This is a genomic window from Vibrio sp. SCSIO 43086, assembly GCF_051132235.1.
In the GTDB taxonomy this organism is placed as follows: Bacteria; Pseudomonadota; Gammaproteobacteria; order Enterobacterales; family Vibrionaceae; genus Vibrio; species Vibrio diabolicus.
Map to the genome: position 1 here is coordinate 754,868 of NZ_CP072677.1, position 19,545 is coordinate 774,412.

Genomic DNA, 19,545 nt, shown 5'->3' on the forward strand with positions numbered 1-19,545 from the left:
ACATATTTCACTTATAAATAGAGTTAAAGGAAAGCTTATGAAAGTGATCGAGGGTGGCTTCCCAGCGCCAAATGCAAAAATTGCTATCGTTATTTCTCGTTTCAACAGTTTTATTAACGAAAGCCTACTTTCTGGTGCGATCGATACACTAAAGCGTCACGGACAAGTAAGCGAAGACAACATCACGGTTGTGCGTTGTCCTGGTGCCGTAGAACTACCTCTAGTAGCTCAGCGTGTTGCTAAAACTGGCAAATTCGACGCTATTGTTTCTCTAGGGTCTGTTATTCGCGGTGGAACGCCTCACTTTGACTATGTTTGTAGTGAAATGAACAAAGGTCTAGCACAAGTGTCTATGGAATTCAGCATTCCAGTAGCATTTGGTGTTTTGACTGTTGATACGATCGATCAAGCGATTGAACGCGCAGGAACCAAGGCTGGTAATAAAGGTGCAGAGGCTGCACTAAGCGCACTTGAAATGATTAATGTACTATCTGAAATTGATTCCTAATGGGGGCCAGTGTGAAACCAGCCGCACGTCGTAACGCACGTCAATTCGCTCTACAGGCGATCTACTCATGGCAAATTACTAAAGAGAATGTTGCCAAGATTGAAGAACAGTTTTTGTCTGGCGACAAATACGATGAAGAAGAACTTCATGCATCTGAGCCAGCGCTTGCTGCTCCAGAAACAGACGTAGCTTACTTCCGTGAACTACTAAGCGGTGTTGTACTTAGCCACGCTGAGCTAGATAGCAAAATTCGTCCATACATCTCTCGTCCTATGCAGGATTTAGATATGATGGAACTTGCTCTTCTTCGCCTTGCTATGTACGAGATGACTCGTCGCGAAGATGTTCCTTACAAAGTTGTTATCAATGAAGCGATTGAACTTGCAAAAGTCTTCGCAGCAGAAGATAGCCACAAGTTTGTGAACGGTGTACTTGATAAAGCAGCACCTCACATTCGTAAGAAATAACGATTTCTTCAATGAAAAGGTCAGCACATGCTGACCTTTTTTGTATCAAAAGCTTTTACATCAAAAAGTAAGTGAATTATGTCTGGTGAATTTAATCTGATAGACAAATACTTCGTCGGGCGTCAGAACCAACGTAAAGATGTCCACCTAGCGGCTGGTGATGATTGCGCACTCGTCAAAGCGCCGGCTAATGTTCAGATTGCGATTAGCACGGATACATTGGTGGCTGGAACGCATTTCTTATCCGACGCAAATCCGGCGTGGGTGGCGCACAAAGCATTGGCTTCTAACATCAGTGATTTGGCAGCGATGGGAGCAACGCCTGCGTGGGTGAGCTTTGCATTAACGATGCCCGAGCCAGATGAAGAATGGCTTGCACCTTTCTGTGATGCATTTTTCGAATTGGCTGATTACTATGGTATTCAGTTAATTGGCGGTGACACCACAAAAGGCCCATTGTGTCTGACTCTGACGGTGCAAGGTTTTGTTCCTGAAGGTAAAGCTCTCACACGTTCCGGAGCAAAGCCAGGGGACTGGGTGTATGTAACGGGGAACCTTGGCGATGCAAAAGCTGGCTTGGATGTGATTCTAGATGGCTCTCTACGTAGCAGAGCTGGCGCGGAAGTACTAGAGCGAGCTCATTACCTTAGTTCTCCGCGTGTGCTTGCTGGACAAGCTCTTGTTGGCTTAGCCTCGTCGGCGATAGATATTTCAGATGGTTTAATCTCTGATATTAAGCACATTTTACAGCGATCTCAGGTTGGGGTGAGTATTGATGTCTCTCAGCTACCGATCTCTTCAGAATTAGTCCAGTTTTTAGATGATAAGATCAGCGCGCAGCAGTATGCTTTAGCAAGTGGCGAAGAATACGAGTTGTGTTTTACCGTGCCGGAGCAAAATCGAGGCTCGTTACAAAGCGCTTTATCTCATACTGGCTGTAAGGTCACATGTATTGGTCAAATCCGACCAAATGGAACCTTCGAGCTGCATGATAACAATCAACCACTTGATTGGGACTTAAGTGGCTTCGACCACTTTAAATGATCTGAGCTAAGCTCTAGCCAAGAGCCTGTTACTATTGAGCCACTCACAGGCATGACGATTGAAACCAAACTAGCAGTATAGGTTTAAGGATATGACCAACCCTCTTTCTCTGATTTCATTAAAGAACCCGTGGCATCTATTGGCGACGGGTTTTGGCAGTGGATTATCCCCGTTTATTCCAGGAACAATGGGGACACTGGCGGCCGTGCCCTTCTTTTTGTTGTTGGCGCAATTGCCATTTACGGCGTATGTCATTGTTGTTCTGATTTCGTGTGTGATCGGCATTCAAATCTGCCAAGTGACGTCTGCAGACATGAAAGTACATGATCATGGTTCAATCGTATGGGATGAATTTGCGGGTTTTTGGATTACGATGGGTATCGTCCCTGCGTTAAATATTCCGTTGACCGAGTGGAAGTGGTTGCTCACTGGCTTCATCCTGTTCCGTTTTTTCGACATGGTAAAACCGTGGCCAATTGGGTGGCTAGATAAGCGAGTTCACGGTGGGCTGGGTATTATGGTTGATGATATCGTGGCGGGAATTATGGCCGGTGTTGCCCTGTTTCTAGTCGCAAAATACGCAGGCTGGATGAATTAAACGTTGGACATAAAAAAGGGATGCCATGAGCATCCCTTTTTAAATTCTATTTTGCTAAATAATCCAAGATGGATTGTTCAATCCCTTTTGCATCGAGACCAAGCTCTTCATGCAGTTCATCTTGTGTTCCCTGATGAATAAACTCATCTGGTAAACCTAGGTTCAACACAGGTTTAATGATTTTATCTTTCATCATGAACTCAACGACACCAGCACCTGCACCACCTGCGATAACATTTTCTTCTAACGTCACGAGCACATCATGATCTGCGGCTAATTGACGAATTAATGCTTCATCGAGCGGCTTCACAAAGCGCATATCAGCAACAGTGGCGTTAAGGTATTCTGCCGCTTCTAGCGCGTTACCCAAGAAAGTACCAAAGTTCAGAATAGCAACTTTTTCACCTTGGCGAACCATGCGTCCTTTACCGATTTCTAAAGCCGTAAACTCAGTTTCGATTTCTACGCCCATCCCGCTACCGCGAGGGTATCGAACCGCACTAGGGCCAGTATGTTTATGGCCAGTGTAAAGCATTTGTCGACATTCGTTTTCGTCACTTGGCGCCATGATCACCATGTTCGGAATACAGCGCATAAAGCTTAGATCGAATGCGCCTTGGTGAGTTTGGCCGTCTGCACCAACGAGACCTGCACGGTCGATAGCGAACATTACTGGTAAATCCATGATCGCGATATCGTGGATCAGTTGGTCATAACCACGTTGCAAGAAAGTCGAATAGATAGCTACGATTGGATGATCGCCAGCAATTGCCATACCTGTTGCAAGTGTCACAGCGTGTTGCTCAGCAATCGCCACGTCAAAGTATTGGTCTGGATATTCTTTTGAGAAACGTACCATACCAGAGCCTTCGCGCATTGCTGGCGTAATTGCCATTAGCTTAGGATCTTGGGCCGCCATATCACATAAAAAGTCACCAAAGATCTTTGAGTAAGTTGGCTTACCGCCACTGCTTTTCGGTAGACAGTTATGCGTTGGATCGAATTTAGGAACACCGTGGTAGCCGATAGGATCTTTCTCGGCAGGCTCATAACCTTTGCCTTTCTTGGTCATGATGTGCAGGAATTGAGGGCCTTTGAGCTCACGCATGTTTTTTAGCGTTTTGACGAGTTCATTGACGTCGTGTCCATCAATCGGGCCAATGTAATTAAAGCCGAACTCTTCAAACAGAGTGCCTGGCACTACCATGCCTTTTAGGTGCTCTTCCGTACGGCGAACCAACTCTTTAATAGGTGGAACACCAGACAACACTTTTTTACCGCCTTCACGGATAGAAGTGTACAAGCTGCCAGAAAGTACTTTCGCAAGGTGGTTATTCAGGGCGCCGACGTTTTCTGAAATAGACATTTCGTTGTCGTTCAAAATCACCAACATATCAGGATGAACGTCGCCAGCGTGGTTCATAGCTTCGAATGCCATGCCGGCTGTAATTGCGCCATCGCCAATCACACTGACAATTTTACGGCCTTTGCCTTCTTTTTGTGCGCTGATGGCCATGCCAAGACCAGCACTAATCGATGTCGAAGAGTGACCGACAGATAAGGTGTCATATTCACTTTCTTCACGCCAAGGGAAAGGGTGTAGACCATCCTTTTGGCGAATTGTTGGCATTTTATCGCGACGTCCGGTGAGGATTTTATGCGGGTAAGCCTGATGACCAACATCCCAGATCAGTTTGTCGATAGGGGTGTTGTAAACATAATGCAGAGCGACAGTTAGCTCCACGGTGCCTAAGCCAGACGCTAAGTGTCCGCTAGATTGGCTCACTGAATTTAGCAGATACGTTCGCAGTTCATCACACAGATTTGGTAATGTTTCTTTCGGAAGGAGACGTAATTCTTCCGGTGTATTTGCTAACGCCAGTGTTGGGTACTTTGAAATATCAAGAGTCATATAAATGCGCGCTTATAGTGTTAATTTTTGCGCTCGATGACATATCGGGCGAACTCTTCGAGTAACTGAGTATTGTATGGGATAGCTTCCAATGCTTGAAGTGCTTCCTGTAACAGAGTGTGAGCTTTCTCTATGGCTCCCTCTAAACCCAGCAGGGAAGGATAAGTGCTCTTATTCAGACCTTGGTCGGAACCTTGAGGCTTACCCAGTGTTTCTGTGTCACTGATGATATCAAGAATATCGTCTTGAACCTGAAACGCCAAACCAATTGCTTTTGAGTAGCGTTCCAAGTGAGGTAGAACCTCGATACCTTTCTCACCAGCAGCTAATGCACCTAATTTTACCGCACAATCAATCAGAGCTCCGGTTTTTTTACGGTGTATCTCTTCCATTTCTTCAAGAGAAACTTGGCGATTTTCTGCGCCTAAATCTAAGGCTTGCCCAACACACATGCCGTTGGCGCCAGAAGAATGCGCCAACGCTTTGATCATGTTGATGCGTTGAGTCTCGGCTGCCGGGTTTAATTGACCATCGGCAATAATGGTGAAGGCGAGAGTTTGTAGTGCATCACCTGTCAGTATTGCGGTTGCTTCATCAAACTTAATGTGACAAGTTGGTTGACCTCGACGCAGTTCATCATCGTCCATGGCTGGCAGATCATCATGAATGAGTGAGTAGGCATGTATACATTCGATAGCAGCGGCAGGAGTGTCTAAGTCTTCTGGTTTACAGCCGAGCATTTGACCTGTGATGTAAACAAGAAAAGGGCGAACGCGTTTTCCACCTAGCAAAAGGCCGTATTTCATTGCTTGAATCAATGGCTGCTCTTGATATGGAAGCTGATCGAGCCACAAATTCAATTGCTGATTGTTTCTTTGTTGAAAAGACGTCAATGTCTGTTGCATCACATTGCTCACTACTGATGGTTATTCTGAATCTGGTTTGAAGTCACTCAGTGGTGCTTCATCATCTTCGCTAAGAAGAATACTTACGCGCTGTTCGGCGTCGCTAAGTTTCGTTTGGCCAGCACGAGCTAAGGCAATGCCTCGTTCAAACTTACGTAGAGCATCATCTAGGGCAAGATCGCCATTTTCTAATTGATCAACCAAGCTATCAAGCTCTTCAATGGTTGCTTCGAAGGTCATGTTTTCTGGTTTCTTGACCGCCATCTTTTTTCTGCCTTAATCAAGCCTTGGAGAAGATGCACGAAAGTTACCTTAGCCTAGTAACTTGGTCAAATTTAACCTTATATAATTGTCACAAAATTAGCGTTAAACGAGCCTAAGCGCTGAAACCCCATATTTTGGTTAAGGTTGTTAAGTCTAATTTGTGATCCATTAGCTAAGATTTTTCTAAAAATTCTGCGCGAGTTGTCGATACAGGTAATAATCCGCCCAATGGCAGTATTTGAGTATAGCGTGAGGAGTGCTTTGTGGATTTAGCAACCCTATTAGGTTTGATTGGTGGTTTTGCATTCGTCATTATGGCGATGGTGCTTGGTGGCAGCATCGGCATGTTTGTCGATGTCACGTCGATCCTTATTGTCGTTGGTGGCTCAATATTTGTAGTACTGATGAAGTTCACAATGGGACAGTTCTTTGGTGCAACCAAGATCGCAGGTAAAGCCTTCATGTTTAAAGCGGATGAACCGGAAGACTTGATCGCAAAAATTGTGGAAATGGCCGATGCGGCACGTAAAGGTGGTTTTCTTGCTCTTGAAGAGATGGAAATTAATAACACTTTTATGCAAAAAGGCATTGATTTACTAGTTGATGGTCATGATGCCGACGTGGTAAGAGCGGCCTTAAAAAAAGACATCGCGCTTACGGATGAACGACATACTCAAGGCACTGGCGTATTTCGCGCCTTTGGTGACGTTGCCCCTGCAATGGGGATGATTGGTACCTTGGTTGGCTTAGTCGCGATGCTTTCAAATATGGATGATCCAAAAGCGATTGGACCAGCAATGGCGGTTGCACTCTTAACCACATTGTATGGCGCGATCCTGTCCAACATGGTGTTTTTCCCTATTGCGGATAAGCTTTCTCTGCGCCGTGACCAAGAAACGCTAAACCGCCGTTTGATCATGGATGGTGTATTAGCGATTCAAGATGGTCAAAACCCGCGAGTTATTGATAGTTACTTGAAGAACTACCTCAACGAAGGTAAACGTGCCCTTGAGATTGACGAGTAACTTGGAGAGTAGTGATGGATGATGAAGATAACAAATGCGATTGTCCGCCACCCGGTCTCCCGTTATGGATGGGGACATTCGCGGACTTAATGTCGCTACTGATGTGTTTCTTTGTTCTTCTGCTCTCGTTTTCTGAGATGGACGTGCTGAAGTTCAAACAGATTGCGGGATCAATGAAATTTGCCTTCGGTGTACAAAATCAACTTGAAGTGAAAGACATTCCCAAAGGTACTAGCATCATTGCTCAAGAGTTTCGACCGGGCCGACCGGAACCAACGCCGATAGATGTCATCATGCAGCAAACCATGGACATCACTCAGCAGACGCTCGAATTTCATGAAGGGGAGTCTGACCGAGCTGGTGGCACAAAGCGTGATGAAGGCAAGTTAACCGGTGGTCAATCGCCAGAAACGTCAACGCAAAACAATCAATCTGCAGAAGCGGACATGCAACAGCAGCAATCTGAAGAGATGTCGCAAGAGATGGAAACCTTGATGGAAAGCATCAAGAAAGCCTTAGAGCGAGAGATTGAACAAGGTGCCATTGAAGTTGAAAATCTCGGCCAACAGATTGTCATACGCATGCGTGAAAAAGGTGCATTCCCTGAAGGTTCGGCCTTCTTGCAGCCTAAATTCCGCCCTTTAGTTCGACAAATTGCAGAGTTAGTAAAAGACGTGCCAGGCATTGTGCGAGTATCTGGTCATACGGACAACCGACCGTTGGACTCAGAGCTTTATCGTTCTAACTGGGATCTCTCTTCTCAGCGCGCCGTATCGGTTGCACAAGAGATGGAGAAGGTGAGAGGCTTCTCTCATCAACGTTTGAGAGTGCGAGGCATGGCAGATACTGAACCATTGTTGCCGAATGATTCTGATGAAAATCGCGCGCTTAACCGACGGGTTGAAATCAGCATCATGCAAGGCGAGCCACTATACAGTGAAGAAGTGCCTGTAATTCAATAACTAGACTTTAGTTTCAAGTCAGTAGAGAGATAAGAAAGCGAGCAGATTGCTCGCTTTTTTTGTTTTTCCAATCCGCTTGGGTGTATAATCTTGCGCCTTAAAAGTGAGCTCAGACTACTTTTTGTGACTGAAACGCGGTTTTACTGCGTATGAAGTATTGAAGTTGAGTGTCACTCTTTGTTGATTGCGAAACTAACCTGCGAATTAGACTATGAAATTTATTGTAAAGCCCCATCCAGAAATTTTTGTAAAAAGTGAATCTGTGCGTAAGCGCTTCACAAAGATTTTAGAGTGCAACATTCGTAACATCATTAAGAGCCGCACGGAATCTGTCGCGGTATTCAACCGTCGTGATCACATTGAAGTGACCTCTGAGAGTAACGAATTCCACGCTGAAGTTCTTGAGGTTTTGACTCATACACCAGGCATTCACCACGTACTGGAAGTGAAGCAGACCGAATTTAAAGATTTGCACGATATCTTCGAACAAGTACTGGAGCTAAATCGCTCTGCACTCGAAAATAAAACCTTTGTTGTACGTGCGAAGCGTCGCGGTAAGCACGACTTTACCTCTATCGAACTAGAGCGTTATGTCGGCGGTGGTTTAAACCAAGCTATTGAGAGCGCAAGAGTTAAGCTGCAAAACCCAGACGTGACGATCAAGGTGGAAGTCTCGAATGATAAGCTAAACCAAGTGCTGGCTCGTCATAAAGGTTTAGGCGGCTTCCCACTGGGCACACAAGAAGACGTGTTGAGCTTGATCTCTGGTGGTTTTGACTCTGGTGTTTCTAGCTATCTGCACATCAAACGTGGCTCAAAAGTACACTACTGTTTCTTTAACCTAGGTGGTCCAGCACACGAAATCGGCGTTAAGCAGGTTTCTCACTACCTATGGAACAAATACGGTTCTTCTGCAAAAGTACGTTTCATTTCAGTTGATTTCGAACCTGTGGTTGCGGAAATCCTAGAGAAAGTCGATGACGGCCAAATGGGGGTTATCTTGAAGCGTATGTTCATGCGTGCAGCAGGCATGATCGCTCAGAAGATGAAGATAGAAGCATTGGTGACTGGCGAAGCGCTCGGTCAGGTATCGAGCCAAACGCTAACTAACCTCCGCCATATCGATAACGTAACGGACACGTTGATTCTGCGCCCACTTATCAACTGGGATAAAGAAGACATCATTAACCTAGCACGCGAAATCGGCACAGAAGACTTTGCGAAGACTATGCCAGAGTATTGTGGTGTTATTTCTAAGAAGCCGACAGTAAAAGCGATTAAAGCGAAGCTAGAAGCGGAAGAAGAGAAATTTGACTTTAGCATTCTTGAGCAAGTAGTTCGTGATGCACGCATGATGGACATTCGTGATATCGCGAAAGAGTCTGAGCAAGCAGCACCAGAAGTCGAGCAGGTTGAAGCGGTAGAAGAGCACGCGGTTGTGCTAGATATTCGTAGTCCTGAAGAGGAAGACGATAACCCGCTCGAAATCGAAGGTGTGGATGTGAAACATATCCCATTCTACAAGTTGGGTACACAGTTTGGTGATTTAGACCAATCTAAGACATATCTATTGTACTGTGACCGTGGTGTGATGAGCCGTCTGCAAGCACTTTACTTGCAAGAGCAAGGCTTCAATAACGTAAAAGTTTACCGCCCATAGTTGACTGATAAAAAGACGTTAAAAGGCGCAAATTGAGACATCAATTTGCGCCTTTTTTGTTTTTGATCGCGTTACAGCTAATCATTACTTAGCATAATGTTGAGGCTTATCGCAAAGCCATACACTTTGTGTTGATATAACGATAATTAATCCGAAAGAAGAGTAATAAAGTGATGTTGCTGCCAGATATACGGATGAGATTTTCGATAGATAAAAAAACACCGCCTAATTTAGGCGGTGTAACAAATTTGACAGACAGGTCAAAAATAAATACAGGAAGTATATGTTTTGTCACAGGGAGTGTGGACAAAACATTATGGTAGAAATCTACCTAACTCGAAATACGAGTTTGCAAACACAACATCGCAACAACGAAGCCAATTGATTTCCAAAGAAATCAAGCCGTTCAGGCTCGTGTTGCGGGGTGAAATATAGAATTTATCTGGCTGTTCGACAACGGACATTTTATAATGTTTCAGATTAAAAAAACTAATCCTATTTGAGGTCCCATATGTCTCGCAGATTGCCTCCATTAAATTCGCTTCGAGTCTTCGAAGCGGCTGCTCGCCATCTCAGTTTTACGCGAGCGGCAGAAGAGTTGTTTGTTACTCAAGCCGCGGTCAGTCACCAGATTAAAGCACTCGAAGAGTTCTTATCGTTGAAGCTCTTTCGTCGCCGTAATCGTTCGCTATTGTTGACAGAAGAAGGACAAAGTTACTTTCTCGACATCAAAGATATTTTCACCTCGATTGCCGAGGCGACAGATAAGGTATTGGAACGTAGTGAAAAAGGGGCATTGACGATCAGTCTACCACCGAGTTTTGCTATCCAATGGTTGGTGCCTCGTTTGGCCGACTTTAATGCTCAAGAGCCAGATATCGATGTACGTATTAAAGCTGTGGATATGGATGAAGGTTCACTGACTGATGATGTAGATGTCGCTATCTACTATGGCCGTGGGAATTGGCCGGGTTTGCGAGCGGATAAATTGTACCAAGAGTTTCTGATCCCACTTTGTTCACCTTCGTTACTTTTAGGCAACAAACCATTAGAATCTCTAAGTGACCTCAAATTACACACTTTGTTACATGATACTTCGCGTAAAGACTGGAAGCAGTTTGCGCGTCACTACAACATCGAAGGTATCAATGTAAACCACGGTCCTATTTTCAGTCACTCGACAATGGTGCTACAGGCTGCTGCGCATGGTCAGGGGGTTGCGCTTGGTAACAACGTACTCGCCAAGCCAGAAATGGAAGCTGGACGACTCATCGCGCCATTCGACGAGGTGTTGATCTCCAAGAATGCATTCTACGTGGTGTGTCATGAACAGCAGGCAGATATGGGCCGAATCGCAACGTTTAGAGACTGGATGTTGGCGACCGCGAGAAAAGAGCAAGAGGAAGTATTAGATGAGCCAATGGATAGTTGAGGGACCTGAGAGCGGTCCTCTATTTATCTTTGCCCATGGCGCAGGAGCGGGGATGGAACATGATTTCATGACCGCCGTTGCCAAAGGATTAGTTGAGCAAGGAATTCGCGTGGTGCGATTTAACTTCCCGTATATGATTAAGCGAGCGGAAGATGGGAAAAAGCGTCCACCAGATCGTGCGCCAAAGCTGCTTGAAGCCTATGAAGAAGTGATTGCTCACTTTACCTCTCAACCTATTGTCATTGGTGGTAAGTCAATGGGTGGCCGCATGTCGAGTTTACTGGCAGAAAATGAGCTGGTGGCGGGCATTGCCTGTTTAGGGTTTCCATTTCACCCACCGGGAAAGCCAGAAAAGTTCAAAGGCGATCACTTAGCGAATATCGAGAAACCTACGCTGATTCTACAAGGGGAGCGAGACACCTTTGGTAAGCGTGAGGAATTCGATGACTTTGTCCTTTCATCGCAAGTTAAGGTGAGTTTTTTACCCGATGGTGACCACAGCTTTAAACCGCGCAAGAGCTCAGGCCATACCGAGGCGGGTAACATCGAGCTCGCGGTAGAGCAGTTAGCGGCGTTTATCAAAGAGGTGTACCGTGAAAAGTAAGTGGTTACTCTCATTTTCTGGTTTGTCTGGGCTGGTTTCTGTCGCTCTAGGAGCCTTTGCTGCACATGGGCTAAAAGCTCAGTTGGCTCCGTATTTACTTGGCGTATTTGAGACTGGAGTGTTGTACCAATTTATTCACACGCTGGCGATTGTGTTTTGTGCGGTTTTATTGCTATTGAATTTGGGACAAAAAGCACAAAAATATTTTTTCATTGCAGCGATTTGCTTTATCATCGGCATCTTTTGTTTTAGCGGCAGTCTTTACGCGCTGGCGCTGACAGGCATTAAGTGGTTTGGGCCGATTACTCCAATGGGAGGATTGCTGTTCATGATTGGTTGGTGTCTGTTCTTTTTTGCTGCGTTCAATATCAAAGAGGTCTCCAAGTGAAACAACTAATGCTCTATTGCCGTTCTGGCTTTGAGAAAGAGTGTGCTGGTGAAATTCAGGACAAAGCGACACAGTTGGAAGTGTATGGCTTCCCTCGTGTGAAGAGAAACTCAGGTTATGTTGTCTTCGAGTGTTACCAAGATGGAGATGCGGACAAACTTGCGAGAGGTTTGGACTTTAAGTCGTTAATCTTCGCTCGCCAAATGTTTGCGGTAGCGGCTGAGTTTCAATCGCTGCCAAGTGATGACCGCATTAGCCCAATTTTGAATGAGCTAGCAGACATTGAAGCGTTTCCTCGCTGTGGGGATTTGAGAATTGAAACTCCGGATACGAATGAAGCGAAAGAACTACTGAAATTCTGCCGTAAATTTACTGTCCCAATGCGTCAAGCGTTGCGCGGTAAAGGTTTAATGTTGAACAAAGACAACGCGAAGAAGCCAGTACTGCACATTTGTTTTGTGGAGCCTGGCCACTGTTATGTCGGTTATTCTTACACTGACAATAACTCTCAGTTCTTCATGGGTATTCCTCGCCTTAAGTTCCCAGCAGACGCCCCAAGTCGTTCAACGCTTAAACTGGAAGAAGCATTTCACGTCTTTATTCCACGTGAAGAGTGGGATGAGCGTTTGGCTCCAGGAATGTGGGGGGTCGATTTAGGCGCATGTCCAGGCGGTTGGACGTACCAATTGGTGAAGCGCTCGATGTTCGTTCACTGTGTCGATAACGGCATGATGGCAGACAGCTTGATGGAAACCGGCCAGATCAAGCATCATATGGTGGATGGTTTTAAATTCGAACCAGACCGTAAGAACGTAACATGGATTGTTTGTGACATGGTAGAAAAGCCAGCTCGTGTTGCTCACCTTATGGGCCAGTGGCTGTTAAAAGGTTGGGCGAAAGAGGCAATCTTTAACCTTAAGCTGCCAATGAAAGGCCGCTATGACGAGGTGCTGCAAGACCTTGAAAACCTGAAGCAGTTCCTGATTGATAATAAGGTAAAGTTCAGACTACAAGCTAAGCATTTGTATCATGATCGTGAAGAAATCACGATTCATATCCAGTGTCTATCGAACATTTCGCCGTACTAATTCTATCTCCGAGTCATTTGGGGATAGTCCCGAGAATAGAAAAAAGCGCCTTCAAATGGCGCTTTTTTATTGTCTGAGAACTTTATGGTTTGAAATCATCATCAGACACTATTCCGCTTTATTTGGTCCTGTAAAGCGAATGTCCTGTAAGTTAAAGCCGAGTTCAATGTCGCACTTTAAAGCCGCGACGCGTTTACATAGGCGTGCAGACTCAATGTGCTCGTCTAATTTTTTACGGTATTTCGGTGCGAGGTCTTCACTGGCGTAGGCTGCTTCAATATTCTCAAACTGAGTAAGAATCTCTTTCGCCGCTTTCGGTCCAATGCCCGGAACCCCTGGCACTTGGCTAGAGCTGATCCCCGTTAACCCCCAATAATCGGCCAGTTGGCTCGGTTTTACGCCGAACTCTTTTTCGATAAACGGTTCATCTAACCAACGATGTTGGAAGTAATCACGGATCTGTAGGGTAGGAGAAAGCAGCTGACAGTAGCCTTTATCCGTAGAAACGATGGTGACCTTTTCACCATGACTGGCCACTTTCGTCGCGAGAGTAGCAACCAAGTCGTCCGCTTCGTCGCCTTCAGAAAGCAATGAGTCAATACCTTGTTCCCACCATGCTTGCTGAATCGCATCTAGACCTTGCATCAGTGGCTCCGGCATTGGTTTTCGATTTTGCTTATAGTCTGGGAGAATCTCAGCTCGCCATCCTCTGTCTTGTTCATGGTGATCGAAAACCGCGATGATGTGTGTCGGGTTGGCTTCTGACAGAATGCGAGTGAGGGTTCTTTGTGTCGTGGTGATGGTTCTTGCTATATCGGTTGGATCCGGTTGTGCAGAGTGCACACGGCGGATCAGGTTTAGGGCATCAATAATAACAAGGTGAATAGACATAATGACTTAGCAATAAAAAAGGGGCGTAATGCCCCTAGTGTAACGAATGCTAGCCTGACTATCGACCACCAATTTCTGGGTGAGCGATGCGATAACACGGTTCGTAGTCTGACCCGCCAGGTAATTTCATTCGGTGTTGTTCGACAAAGTCTTGTAGTAACTTATCGAGCTTTTTCATTAGCACAGGATCACCGTGAATGGTGAAAGGGCCTCGACGTTCGATTTCTCGAATGCCTTCGGCTTTTACGTTACCAGCCACGATACCGGAGAAGGCTTGACGCAGGTTGGCCGCTAAGACTTGAGGTTCTTGATCTAAGCTTAAATCCAATTGCTCCATCGACTCATGAGTTGGATCGAATGGTAACTGGAAGTTAGGCTCGATTTTTAATGACCAGTTAAAGCTATAAGCATCGCCTTTTTCTTTTCGGTGAAGGCGTACAGAGTCCATGGAGCGCTTCATGATACGTGCCACTTCTGCCGGATCGTCAATGACGATCTCGTAATGCTTTTGACCTTCTTCGCCAAGTGTATCGCGAACAAACTCGTCGATAGAGCGGAAGTACTCTTCACTCTCTTTTGGTCCTGTTAACACGATAGGCATTGGCTGATCGGCGTTGTCTGGGTGCATCATAATGCCAAGAATATACAGCAACTCTTCTGCAGTGCCCGGACCACCAGGGAAAATCACAATGCCATGCGCCATACGTACAAAGGCTTCCAAACGCTTTTCGATGTCCGGCATGATAACCAGCTCATTCACGATTGGGTTTGGTGGCTCGGCTGCAATAATCGAAGGTTCGGTTAAACCAAGATAACGTTGCTGAGTATAACGCTGCTTCGCATGTCCGATAGCGGCACCTTTCATTGGCCCTTCCATCGCACCAGGGCCACAACCCGTGCAGATATTAAGTTCACGCAAGCCAAGCTCGTTACCGACTTCACGTGTATATTGATATTCCACGCCATTGATAGAGTGACCACCCCAACACACGACGAGGTTTGGCTCGATACCTGGTGTGAGTGCTCTGGCATTACGCAGAATACCGAACACGAGGTTAGTGATGTGAATCGGGTTCGTCAGGTTGAGTCGTTGTGCGTCTGCTAAATGCATATTGACATAAACAATATCGCGTAACACGGAGAACAGATGCTCTTGGATACCTTTAATTATCTCGCCATCGACAAAGGCGTGCTCAGGTGGGTTAGTCAGCTCAAGCTTAATACCACGCTCGCGGCGCACTACGTTGACATCAAACGACTGGTGTTTATCGAGCAGCTCTTTCGAGTTATCGGTATGACTGCCGGAGTTCAACACCGCTAACGTGCAGTTGCGGTACAGTTGATAAAGTTCACTCGAGGCCGTGTTTTTTAAGCGCTCTACTTCTAATTGAGATAGCAAGTCCATGCTACCAGCGGGGCTTATATGGGTAATCATAACGCCTCCTTGTGTTGCATTATTTTGAGGGAAAGTACCAACTCACCTTTTTGGGTTATACGTATGGTTTGATGAAAGGCAGTTGGCCGATTTGGTTTTATGGTTATTGACTCCCAAGCAACCTCAAGATGGTACATTCGCGTTCTGTAAATGCATCATCTTGAAGTGACTTGGGTTTTTACAGCTTAGCAGACTGAAAGGGAAGAAATGTGATAACTCGTTGAAAATGGGTGGTTATAAAGCGTAAATTGCGCCAATTCTGGTTTGTTTGTTCGCTTTTTGTACGAAATCTAGCTCCAGTTAAGTTGATTTGTTCCACGTTTTTTAGCGTCCGCAAGCATCTTGCCGAGTCGATCGAGTACATACTCTGGTGTATCGGACTCTTTAAAAGAGGTCGACACAGCCGCTAGGGTGATCATGATATTTTGCTCACGGAACTTAAATGGTAATTGGCTAATATCACGCTGGATATGTTTAATGAGATCCAGTGTGTATTCTTCAGATTGTTCTGGAACGAGTAAAATAAACTCTTCACCACCAAAGCGAGCTACCGTCTCAGTTTCTGATACGCGTTTATTAATGGTGCGAGCGATGATCTTCAACGCTTTGTCACCAGCCGTATAGCCATAGCTGTCATTCACCGCTTTGAAGTTATCAACGTCAAACAACACTACACGCAGGTTCTGTTGAGAGCGAATCCAACGGCGATACTCTAGCTCTAGTCGATCATTAAATGCGGTGCGGTTATAGACTTTAGTCAGAGGGTCTAGCAACATGCGCTGAGCTTGGTCATCTAAGCGTCGACGATGATCTTGGGTGGTTTCAAACACGGCTTCGAGCTGGTTCTTACTGTAATTCAAACGCTCTTGCAGCGCTTGTTCTCGTTCTTCCGTCATTTTAAGTCGCTCTGTCAGCGACGCCATTTTCGCAAGTAACGGGGCGATTTCTTTTTTTACATCCGCTAGATCTTGAGCTTGGTCGAGCGAAAGTTGACTCAATTCAACCAGACTGTTCATTTCTGTGTTGAGCTCTTGGCGGTGCTCAAAGTAGGTATGATGTTGGTCGACGTTCTGATGAACGGTTTTTAGGTTACTTGCGAGAGAAGTGTTCAGCTGATCAAGAAATTGGCTAGACGCTTCGCGCTCGAACTTTGTTGCTTCGACAACCAATTTCAGCGTTGAGAGCGTAAGCTCAATGAGAGACTCTGCACTCACGCCAAGAAGCAGCTTAGCCCGAATATCGAGCAATCGATCTCCCGTTTCTCCCTCAAAATCCAGCTCGGTGATGGTATGTTGTAGATCGCTGGCTAAGCACTCAAGTTGAGACTTATCAGGATTATTCTCAAACTCACTGAGATGCAAACGCGAGTTGGAAGTGATGATTTTCAGAGCGCGTTCGTAAATGCTCAGTAGCTTAGTGGCTTGATCGGCTTTATTGCTGGCATGAGCTTCTGAGAAACTCATTAAGTTCCGTAGTTCACGTTTTAACTGCGCAGGTAAACCTGTGACACGTTGGAGTGTTTCACCACTGTGTTTGATTTGTTCGTCTAGGTAGCCGTTCTGTTTGTCCATCGTCTTCGACTGCTGTTTGAGCATTCTCTCTAATACCGCTAAACGTGGGATAAGAGTACTGATATCTTTTTGATGTTGCAGCTCTTGTTGGATTTCAAACAGGTAATTGGATACCTGGGTATTCGAACCCTGGCAAGCTGAAGACAATGATGCCACAACGCGTTTAAGAACTTGTTGTTCACGTTTGAATTTGAGTGAAGTATCACGATGTGTCAGTCTGAGTTGGTCAAGTTGACAACTCAGCTGATGAAGCTGCGACTGAATATCGGATTCCAAGATTCCCATGAAGTGACTACGGTTAAGTCCATGTACTACTGACAATTATCCGATAATAACAAAAAACGTTATAGCGTCATTAGTTATTATGTCTAACAGGCGTTTAATTATCCATTTTTTAATATTTTCTTGATGTCGTCCTCATTCTTGTAGGACGAATGGATCTTAATCAGGCCTTGGCTAATGGCATGCTGACAGGCAGTTCTTATGTTACCCGTTGCAAAGCTTGCGGCGGGTGCGTTATCGATGGCTTTCAAGAAAACCCAGTGGCTTTGCTTATCCTTCAAGCTGACTTCTCGCGCAATGTGAGTCGCAAGCAGCAACAGATCGAGTAATTCCTCATCGTTAATTGCAGTGTAGGCTCGTGGTAAGAACGGATAATCGCTGATACCCATGCGAATAATACGGTTGACGTTGTGCTGCTGAGCGAACTCATCCACCCAAGTCTGGAATTTCTCGAACATGACTTCGGCAGAAGCATCACGGTCAGCATTCGGTTCTATATAGAGTAGGTTTGCATCTGAGAAATGGTAAAGGCGCGACGGTTTTTCTATCTTTTCCGCTAGGAAGTCACCAAATGCGCGCTCCAGCTCCAAGCCCGCTTTATAACCGTTGTGGACGTACATGCTTCGTAGGAATGGCAAGTCGATCATGACAAAGCGCAGGCGATCGTTAAGTGGCTCGTGGATCAATTCGCCCATTTGCCATTGCTCGAAAGTTTCGCTCGACTTTTTCAATGAGCGAGACAGTTTCACGTTCAGCATACGCAAGTTACGCAAACGGGAACGAGAGTGAGTGAAGAGATCATTACGCAGTTTTTCGATTTCACTTGCTTGGCGTTGCATGATCACGCCGCGGCGCATAATGAACAAAAACATCACCAACACAGTAATAAACAATGCGAATGAGATTTTCTGGAATTTGCGGTGTTCCCTTTCCACTTGTTCAAGGCGTTCCGATTGGCCGATATAGTGGATGGTTTGTTCAGCAAACTCTTTTTGTTGGCGGAATGCATCCTCACTGATTTGGTTGAGCTGCTTTTGCTCTAAACGCACAAGGTTGGTGTATTTCTTATAAGCCTGCAGAGAAAGTTGGTATTCGCCTGCCTGCTCGTAACCAAGCCCGAGTAAGCGGTAAGACTGCTGCTTAATGAAGTTGTTATTTTCTGGTGACTTTTCAGCAAGAGCTAACGCCAGCTTTGCATTGGTAATGACGTTTTTACTGTCGTTTTGATGATAAGCCAGGCCTGACTGAAGCAACGCTGCCTTTGCTTCAAGCTTAGGAATGTCAGTGTATTCTAAAAGCTCTTTAGAACGGTCTAGGTATTGTTCAGCTAGCGCGTAGTTATAGAGTTGTAGATAGGTAGCCGCCAAGCTTAAGCGAATCTTAATGATCCGATTAATGTTCTTACTGGTGCTTTCATGGTCCAGCACGTTGAAGTAGTGCACTAAGGCAAGGTTAAACTTGCCTTGGTAAAAATAAATGTCACCCATTTGCTCAAGGACATCCGCTAGGATGGGAGAGCTAGGGTAGGAGTCATAGAAGTCTGCGGCTTGAGATAAGTATTCGATCGCTTTGTCGTAAACTCGGCGCTCTTGGAAGAGTCTTGCCAATAGGCGATTAACTTTTGCTAACCTTGCGCCACTGTCACTCTCAATAGATTGCCAATAACCATAAAGCAGTTCCGACAAAGCCAAATTGTATTTCTTGCTATTCAGATAAAACTCGCCGACGGCTGTGTAATAGTCGATCAAGGCTAAGTCAGATCGGCTGTCGTCAAGCATGGTCTTTGCTTCAGAGTACAAGTTTTCCGCTTTAATGATATCGCCACTGTGTGAAGCGAGGAGTGCTCTTTGCATCACTAATCGATAGCGAACGCTGTCGGTACGTTGCAATACCGCATCAGCTTCATCGAGTTGCTGCTCAATTTGGTTAAGCGTGTCTTCCGCTTTTGAGTAGTTTTTGTCGTACATCCAAATCATTTGGTTGCGCATCAGCTGGAGATCTAAATCCATGTACGGCAATTGATATTCTTGCGCTAAGCGCTCGGCTTTGTTTAGGTGTTCGATAGCCGAACGAACGTTACCCATGGCGTAGTCTGCCTGAGCGATAATCTTGTGTGCTTCGATGGTGCTGCTTGGTGTGCGAACGCTACGATCGGTCTCGTCACGAGACATCGCAGAAGGGCTGTCACTCTCTTTGCGTTCCGTTAGCTCACGTTGTGACAAGTAGTTGGTTGCCGCTTGTTTTGCTTGTGATGGCTCTATTTCCGCCAATTGTTGTGCTTCGTTGAGTAACGCGGACGATAAAATAGTCGCATGAAGCGGCTGTACAAACAGCAAGCAAAGAAAGCCAATCAACTTGAATAGACGCGAACTGTCCCAAAACATCCTTTCGTTCCCTCGAACTGTTTTTAGATATGGCGGATAACGGTAAAAGACCTCAACAAGCCCCTTAAATGCAGGTTGAAGCCATTTGATATAGTAACATGCTTGGACAATAAAAACGTCCGGTA

At 45.5% G+C, this 19,545-nt stretch carries 18 protein-coding genes; 11 read left to right on the forward strand and 7 right to left on the reverse strand.

The genetic code is table 11. The annotated features are described in order from the left end of the window. Positions 1–37: 37 nt before the first annotated feature. The 4 genes from ribH to pgpA all read left to right on the forward strand — a co-directional run bounded on the left by ribH (position 38) and on the right by pgpA (position 2,617). Positions 38–508, forward strand: coding sequence for a 6,7-dimethyl-8-ribityllumazine synthase (gene ribH / locus J8Z23_RS03455; protein ID WP_005381572.1), 471 nt, complete (start codon positions 38–40; stop codon positions 506–508). After that, the gene (gene nusB, locus J8Z23_RS03460) at positions 508–975 is read left to right on the forward strand and encodes a transcription antitermination factor NusB (protein WP_005381571.1); all 468 of its coding nucleotides are present in this window, start codon (positions 508–510) and stop codon (positions 973–975) included. The genes ribH and nusB overlap by 1 nt, the downstream gene beginning before the upstream one ends. 78 nt (positions 976–1,053) lie before the next feature. Then, on the forward strand, positions 1,054–2,019 hold the full coding sequence (gene thiL, locus J8Z23_RS03465) for a thiamine-phosphate kinase (RefSeq protein ID WP_074190971.1): 966 nt from the start codon (positions 1,054–1,056) through the stop codon (positions 2,017–2,019). Between the two features lie 91 nt (positions 2,020–2,110). Continuing rightward, the gene (gene pgpA, locus J8Z23_RS03470; RefSeq protein ID WP_046874310.1) at positions 2,111–2,617 is read left to right on the forward strand and encodes a phosphatidylglycerophosphatase A; all 507 of its coding nucleotides are present in this window, start codon (positions 2,111–2,113) and stop codon (positions 2,615–2,617) included. A 46-nt stretch (positions 2,618–2,663) separates the two neighbouring features. On the opposite strand, the gene dxs is transcribed toward pgpA, so the two are convergent. Genes dxs through xseB form a run of 3 tightly spaced genes read right to left on the reverse strand, consistent with a single transcriptional unit; the run spans position 2,664 to position 5,698 of the window. Continuing rightward, entirely contained in the window at positions 2,664–4,529 is a 1,866-nt protein-coding gene (dxs, locus tag J8Z23_RS03475; RefSeq protein ID WP_048626092.1) for a 1-deoxy-D-xylulose-5-phosphate synthase, read from the reverse strand. Between the two features lie 20 nt (positions 4,530–4,549). Beyond that, complete coding sequence (gene ispA / locus J8Z23_RS03480; protein ID WP_005391389.1) at positions 4,550–5,434, reverse strand: (2E,6E)-farnesyl diphosphate synthase; 885 nt, start codon at positions 5,432–5,434, stop codon at positions 4,550–4,552. A 21-nt stretch (positions 5,435–5,455) separates the two neighbouring features. Then, positions 5,456–5,698, reverse strand: coding sequence for an exodeoxyribonuclease VII small subunit (xseB, locus tag J8Z23_RS03485; RefSeq protein ID WP_005381566.1), 243 nt, complete (start codon positions 5,696–5,698; stop codon positions 5,456–5,458). Positions 5,699–5,961: 263 nt separating this feature from the next. On the opposite strand from xseB, the gene pomA reads away from it, so the two are divergent. The 7 genes from pomA to rlmM all read left to right on the forward strand — a co-directional run bounded on the left by pomA (position 5,962) and on the right by rlmM (position 12,857). Continuing rightward, entirely contained in the window at positions 5,962–6,723 is a 762-nt protein-coding gene (gene pomA, locus J8Z23_RS03490; protein WP_005381564.1) for a flagellar motor protein PomA, read from the forward strand. 14 nt (positions 6,724–6,737) lie between these two features. Further along, the gene (locus tag J8Z23_RS03495; RefSeq protein WP_006741833.1) at positions 6,738–7,685 is read left to right on the forward strand and encodes a flagellar motor protein MotB; all 948 of its coding nucleotides are present in this window, start codon (positions 6,738–6,740) and stop codon (positions 7,683–7,685) included. 211 nt (positions 7,686–7,896) lie between these two features. After that, complete coding sequence (gene thiI / locus J8Z23_RS03500) at positions 7,897–9,345, forward strand: tRNA uracil 4-sulfurtransferase ThiI (RefSeq protein WP_031780206.1); 1,449 nt, start codon at positions 7,897–7,899, stop codon at positions 9,343–9,345. Between the two features lie 511 nt (positions 9,346–9,856). Further along, entirely contained in the window at positions 9,857–10,777 is a 921-nt protein-coding gene (locus tag J8Z23_RS03505; RefSeq protein WP_005391378.1) for a transcriptional regulator GcvA, read from the forward strand. Then, positions 10,758–11,381, forward strand: a complete 624-nt coding sequence (locus tag J8Z23_RS03510; protein ID WP_182033338.1) for an alpha/beta fold hydrolase — start codon at positions 10,758–10,760, stop codon at positions 11,379–11,381. Before J8Z23_RS03505 ends, J8Z23_RS03510 begins: the two co-directional genes overlap by 20 nt. Next, on the forward strand, positions 11,371–11,769 hold the full coding sequence (locus J8Z23_RS03515; RefSeq protein WP_005391376.1) for a DUF423 domain-containing protein: 399 nt from the start codon (positions 11,371–11,373) through the stop codon (positions 11,767–11,769). The genes J8Z23_RS03510 and J8Z23_RS03515 overlap by 11 nt, the downstream gene beginning before the upstream one ends. Then, a complete protein-coding gene (gene rlmM, locus J8Z23_RS03520; RefSeq protein ID WP_005391375.1) occupies positions 11,766–12,857 on the forward strand; it encodes a 23S rRNA (cytidine(2498)-2'-O)-methyltransferase RlmM in 1,092 nt (363 codons plus the stop codon). Before J8Z23_RS03515 ends, rlmM begins: the two co-directional genes overlap by 4 nt. Positions 12,858–12,965: 108 nt before the next feature. Here rlmM and xni read toward each other — a convergent pair whose 3' ends face one another. The 4 genes from xni to J8Z23_RS03540 all read right to left on the reverse strand — a co-directional run bounded on the left by xni (position 12,966) and on the right by J8Z23_RS03540 (position 19,420). Continuing rightward, positions 12,966–13,748 carry a flap endonuclease Xni gene (xni, locus tag J8Z23_RS03525; RefSeq protein WP_005391374.1) on the reverse strand — a complete coding sequence of 261 codons (783 nt, stop codon included), beginning with the start codon at positions 13,746–13,748 and terminating at the stop codon, positions 12,966–12,968. Between the two features lie 58 nt (positions 13,749–13,806). Further along, the gene (gene ppnN, locus J8Z23_RS03530; protein ID WP_005391372.1) at positions 13,807–15,183 is read right to left on the reverse strand and encodes a nucleotide 5'-monophosphate nucleosidase PpnN; all 1,377 of its coding nucleotides are present in this window, start codon (positions 15,181–15,183) and stop codon (positions 13,807–13,809) included. 290 nt (positions 15,184–15,473) lie between these two features. After that, a complete protein-coding gene (locus J8Z23_RS03535; RefSeq protein ID WP_053808743.1) occupies positions 15,474–17,039 on the reverse strand; it encodes a GGDEF domain-containing protein in 1,566 nt (521 codons plus the stop codon). Positions 17,040–17,137: 98 nt separating this feature from the next. After that, complete coding sequence (locus J8Z23_RS03540) at positions 17,138–19,420, reverse strand: tetratricopeptide repeat protein (protein ID WP_434635008.1); 2,283 nt, start codon at positions 19,418–19,420, stop codon at positions 17,138–17,140. Positions 19,421–19,545: the final 125 nt, after the last annotated feature.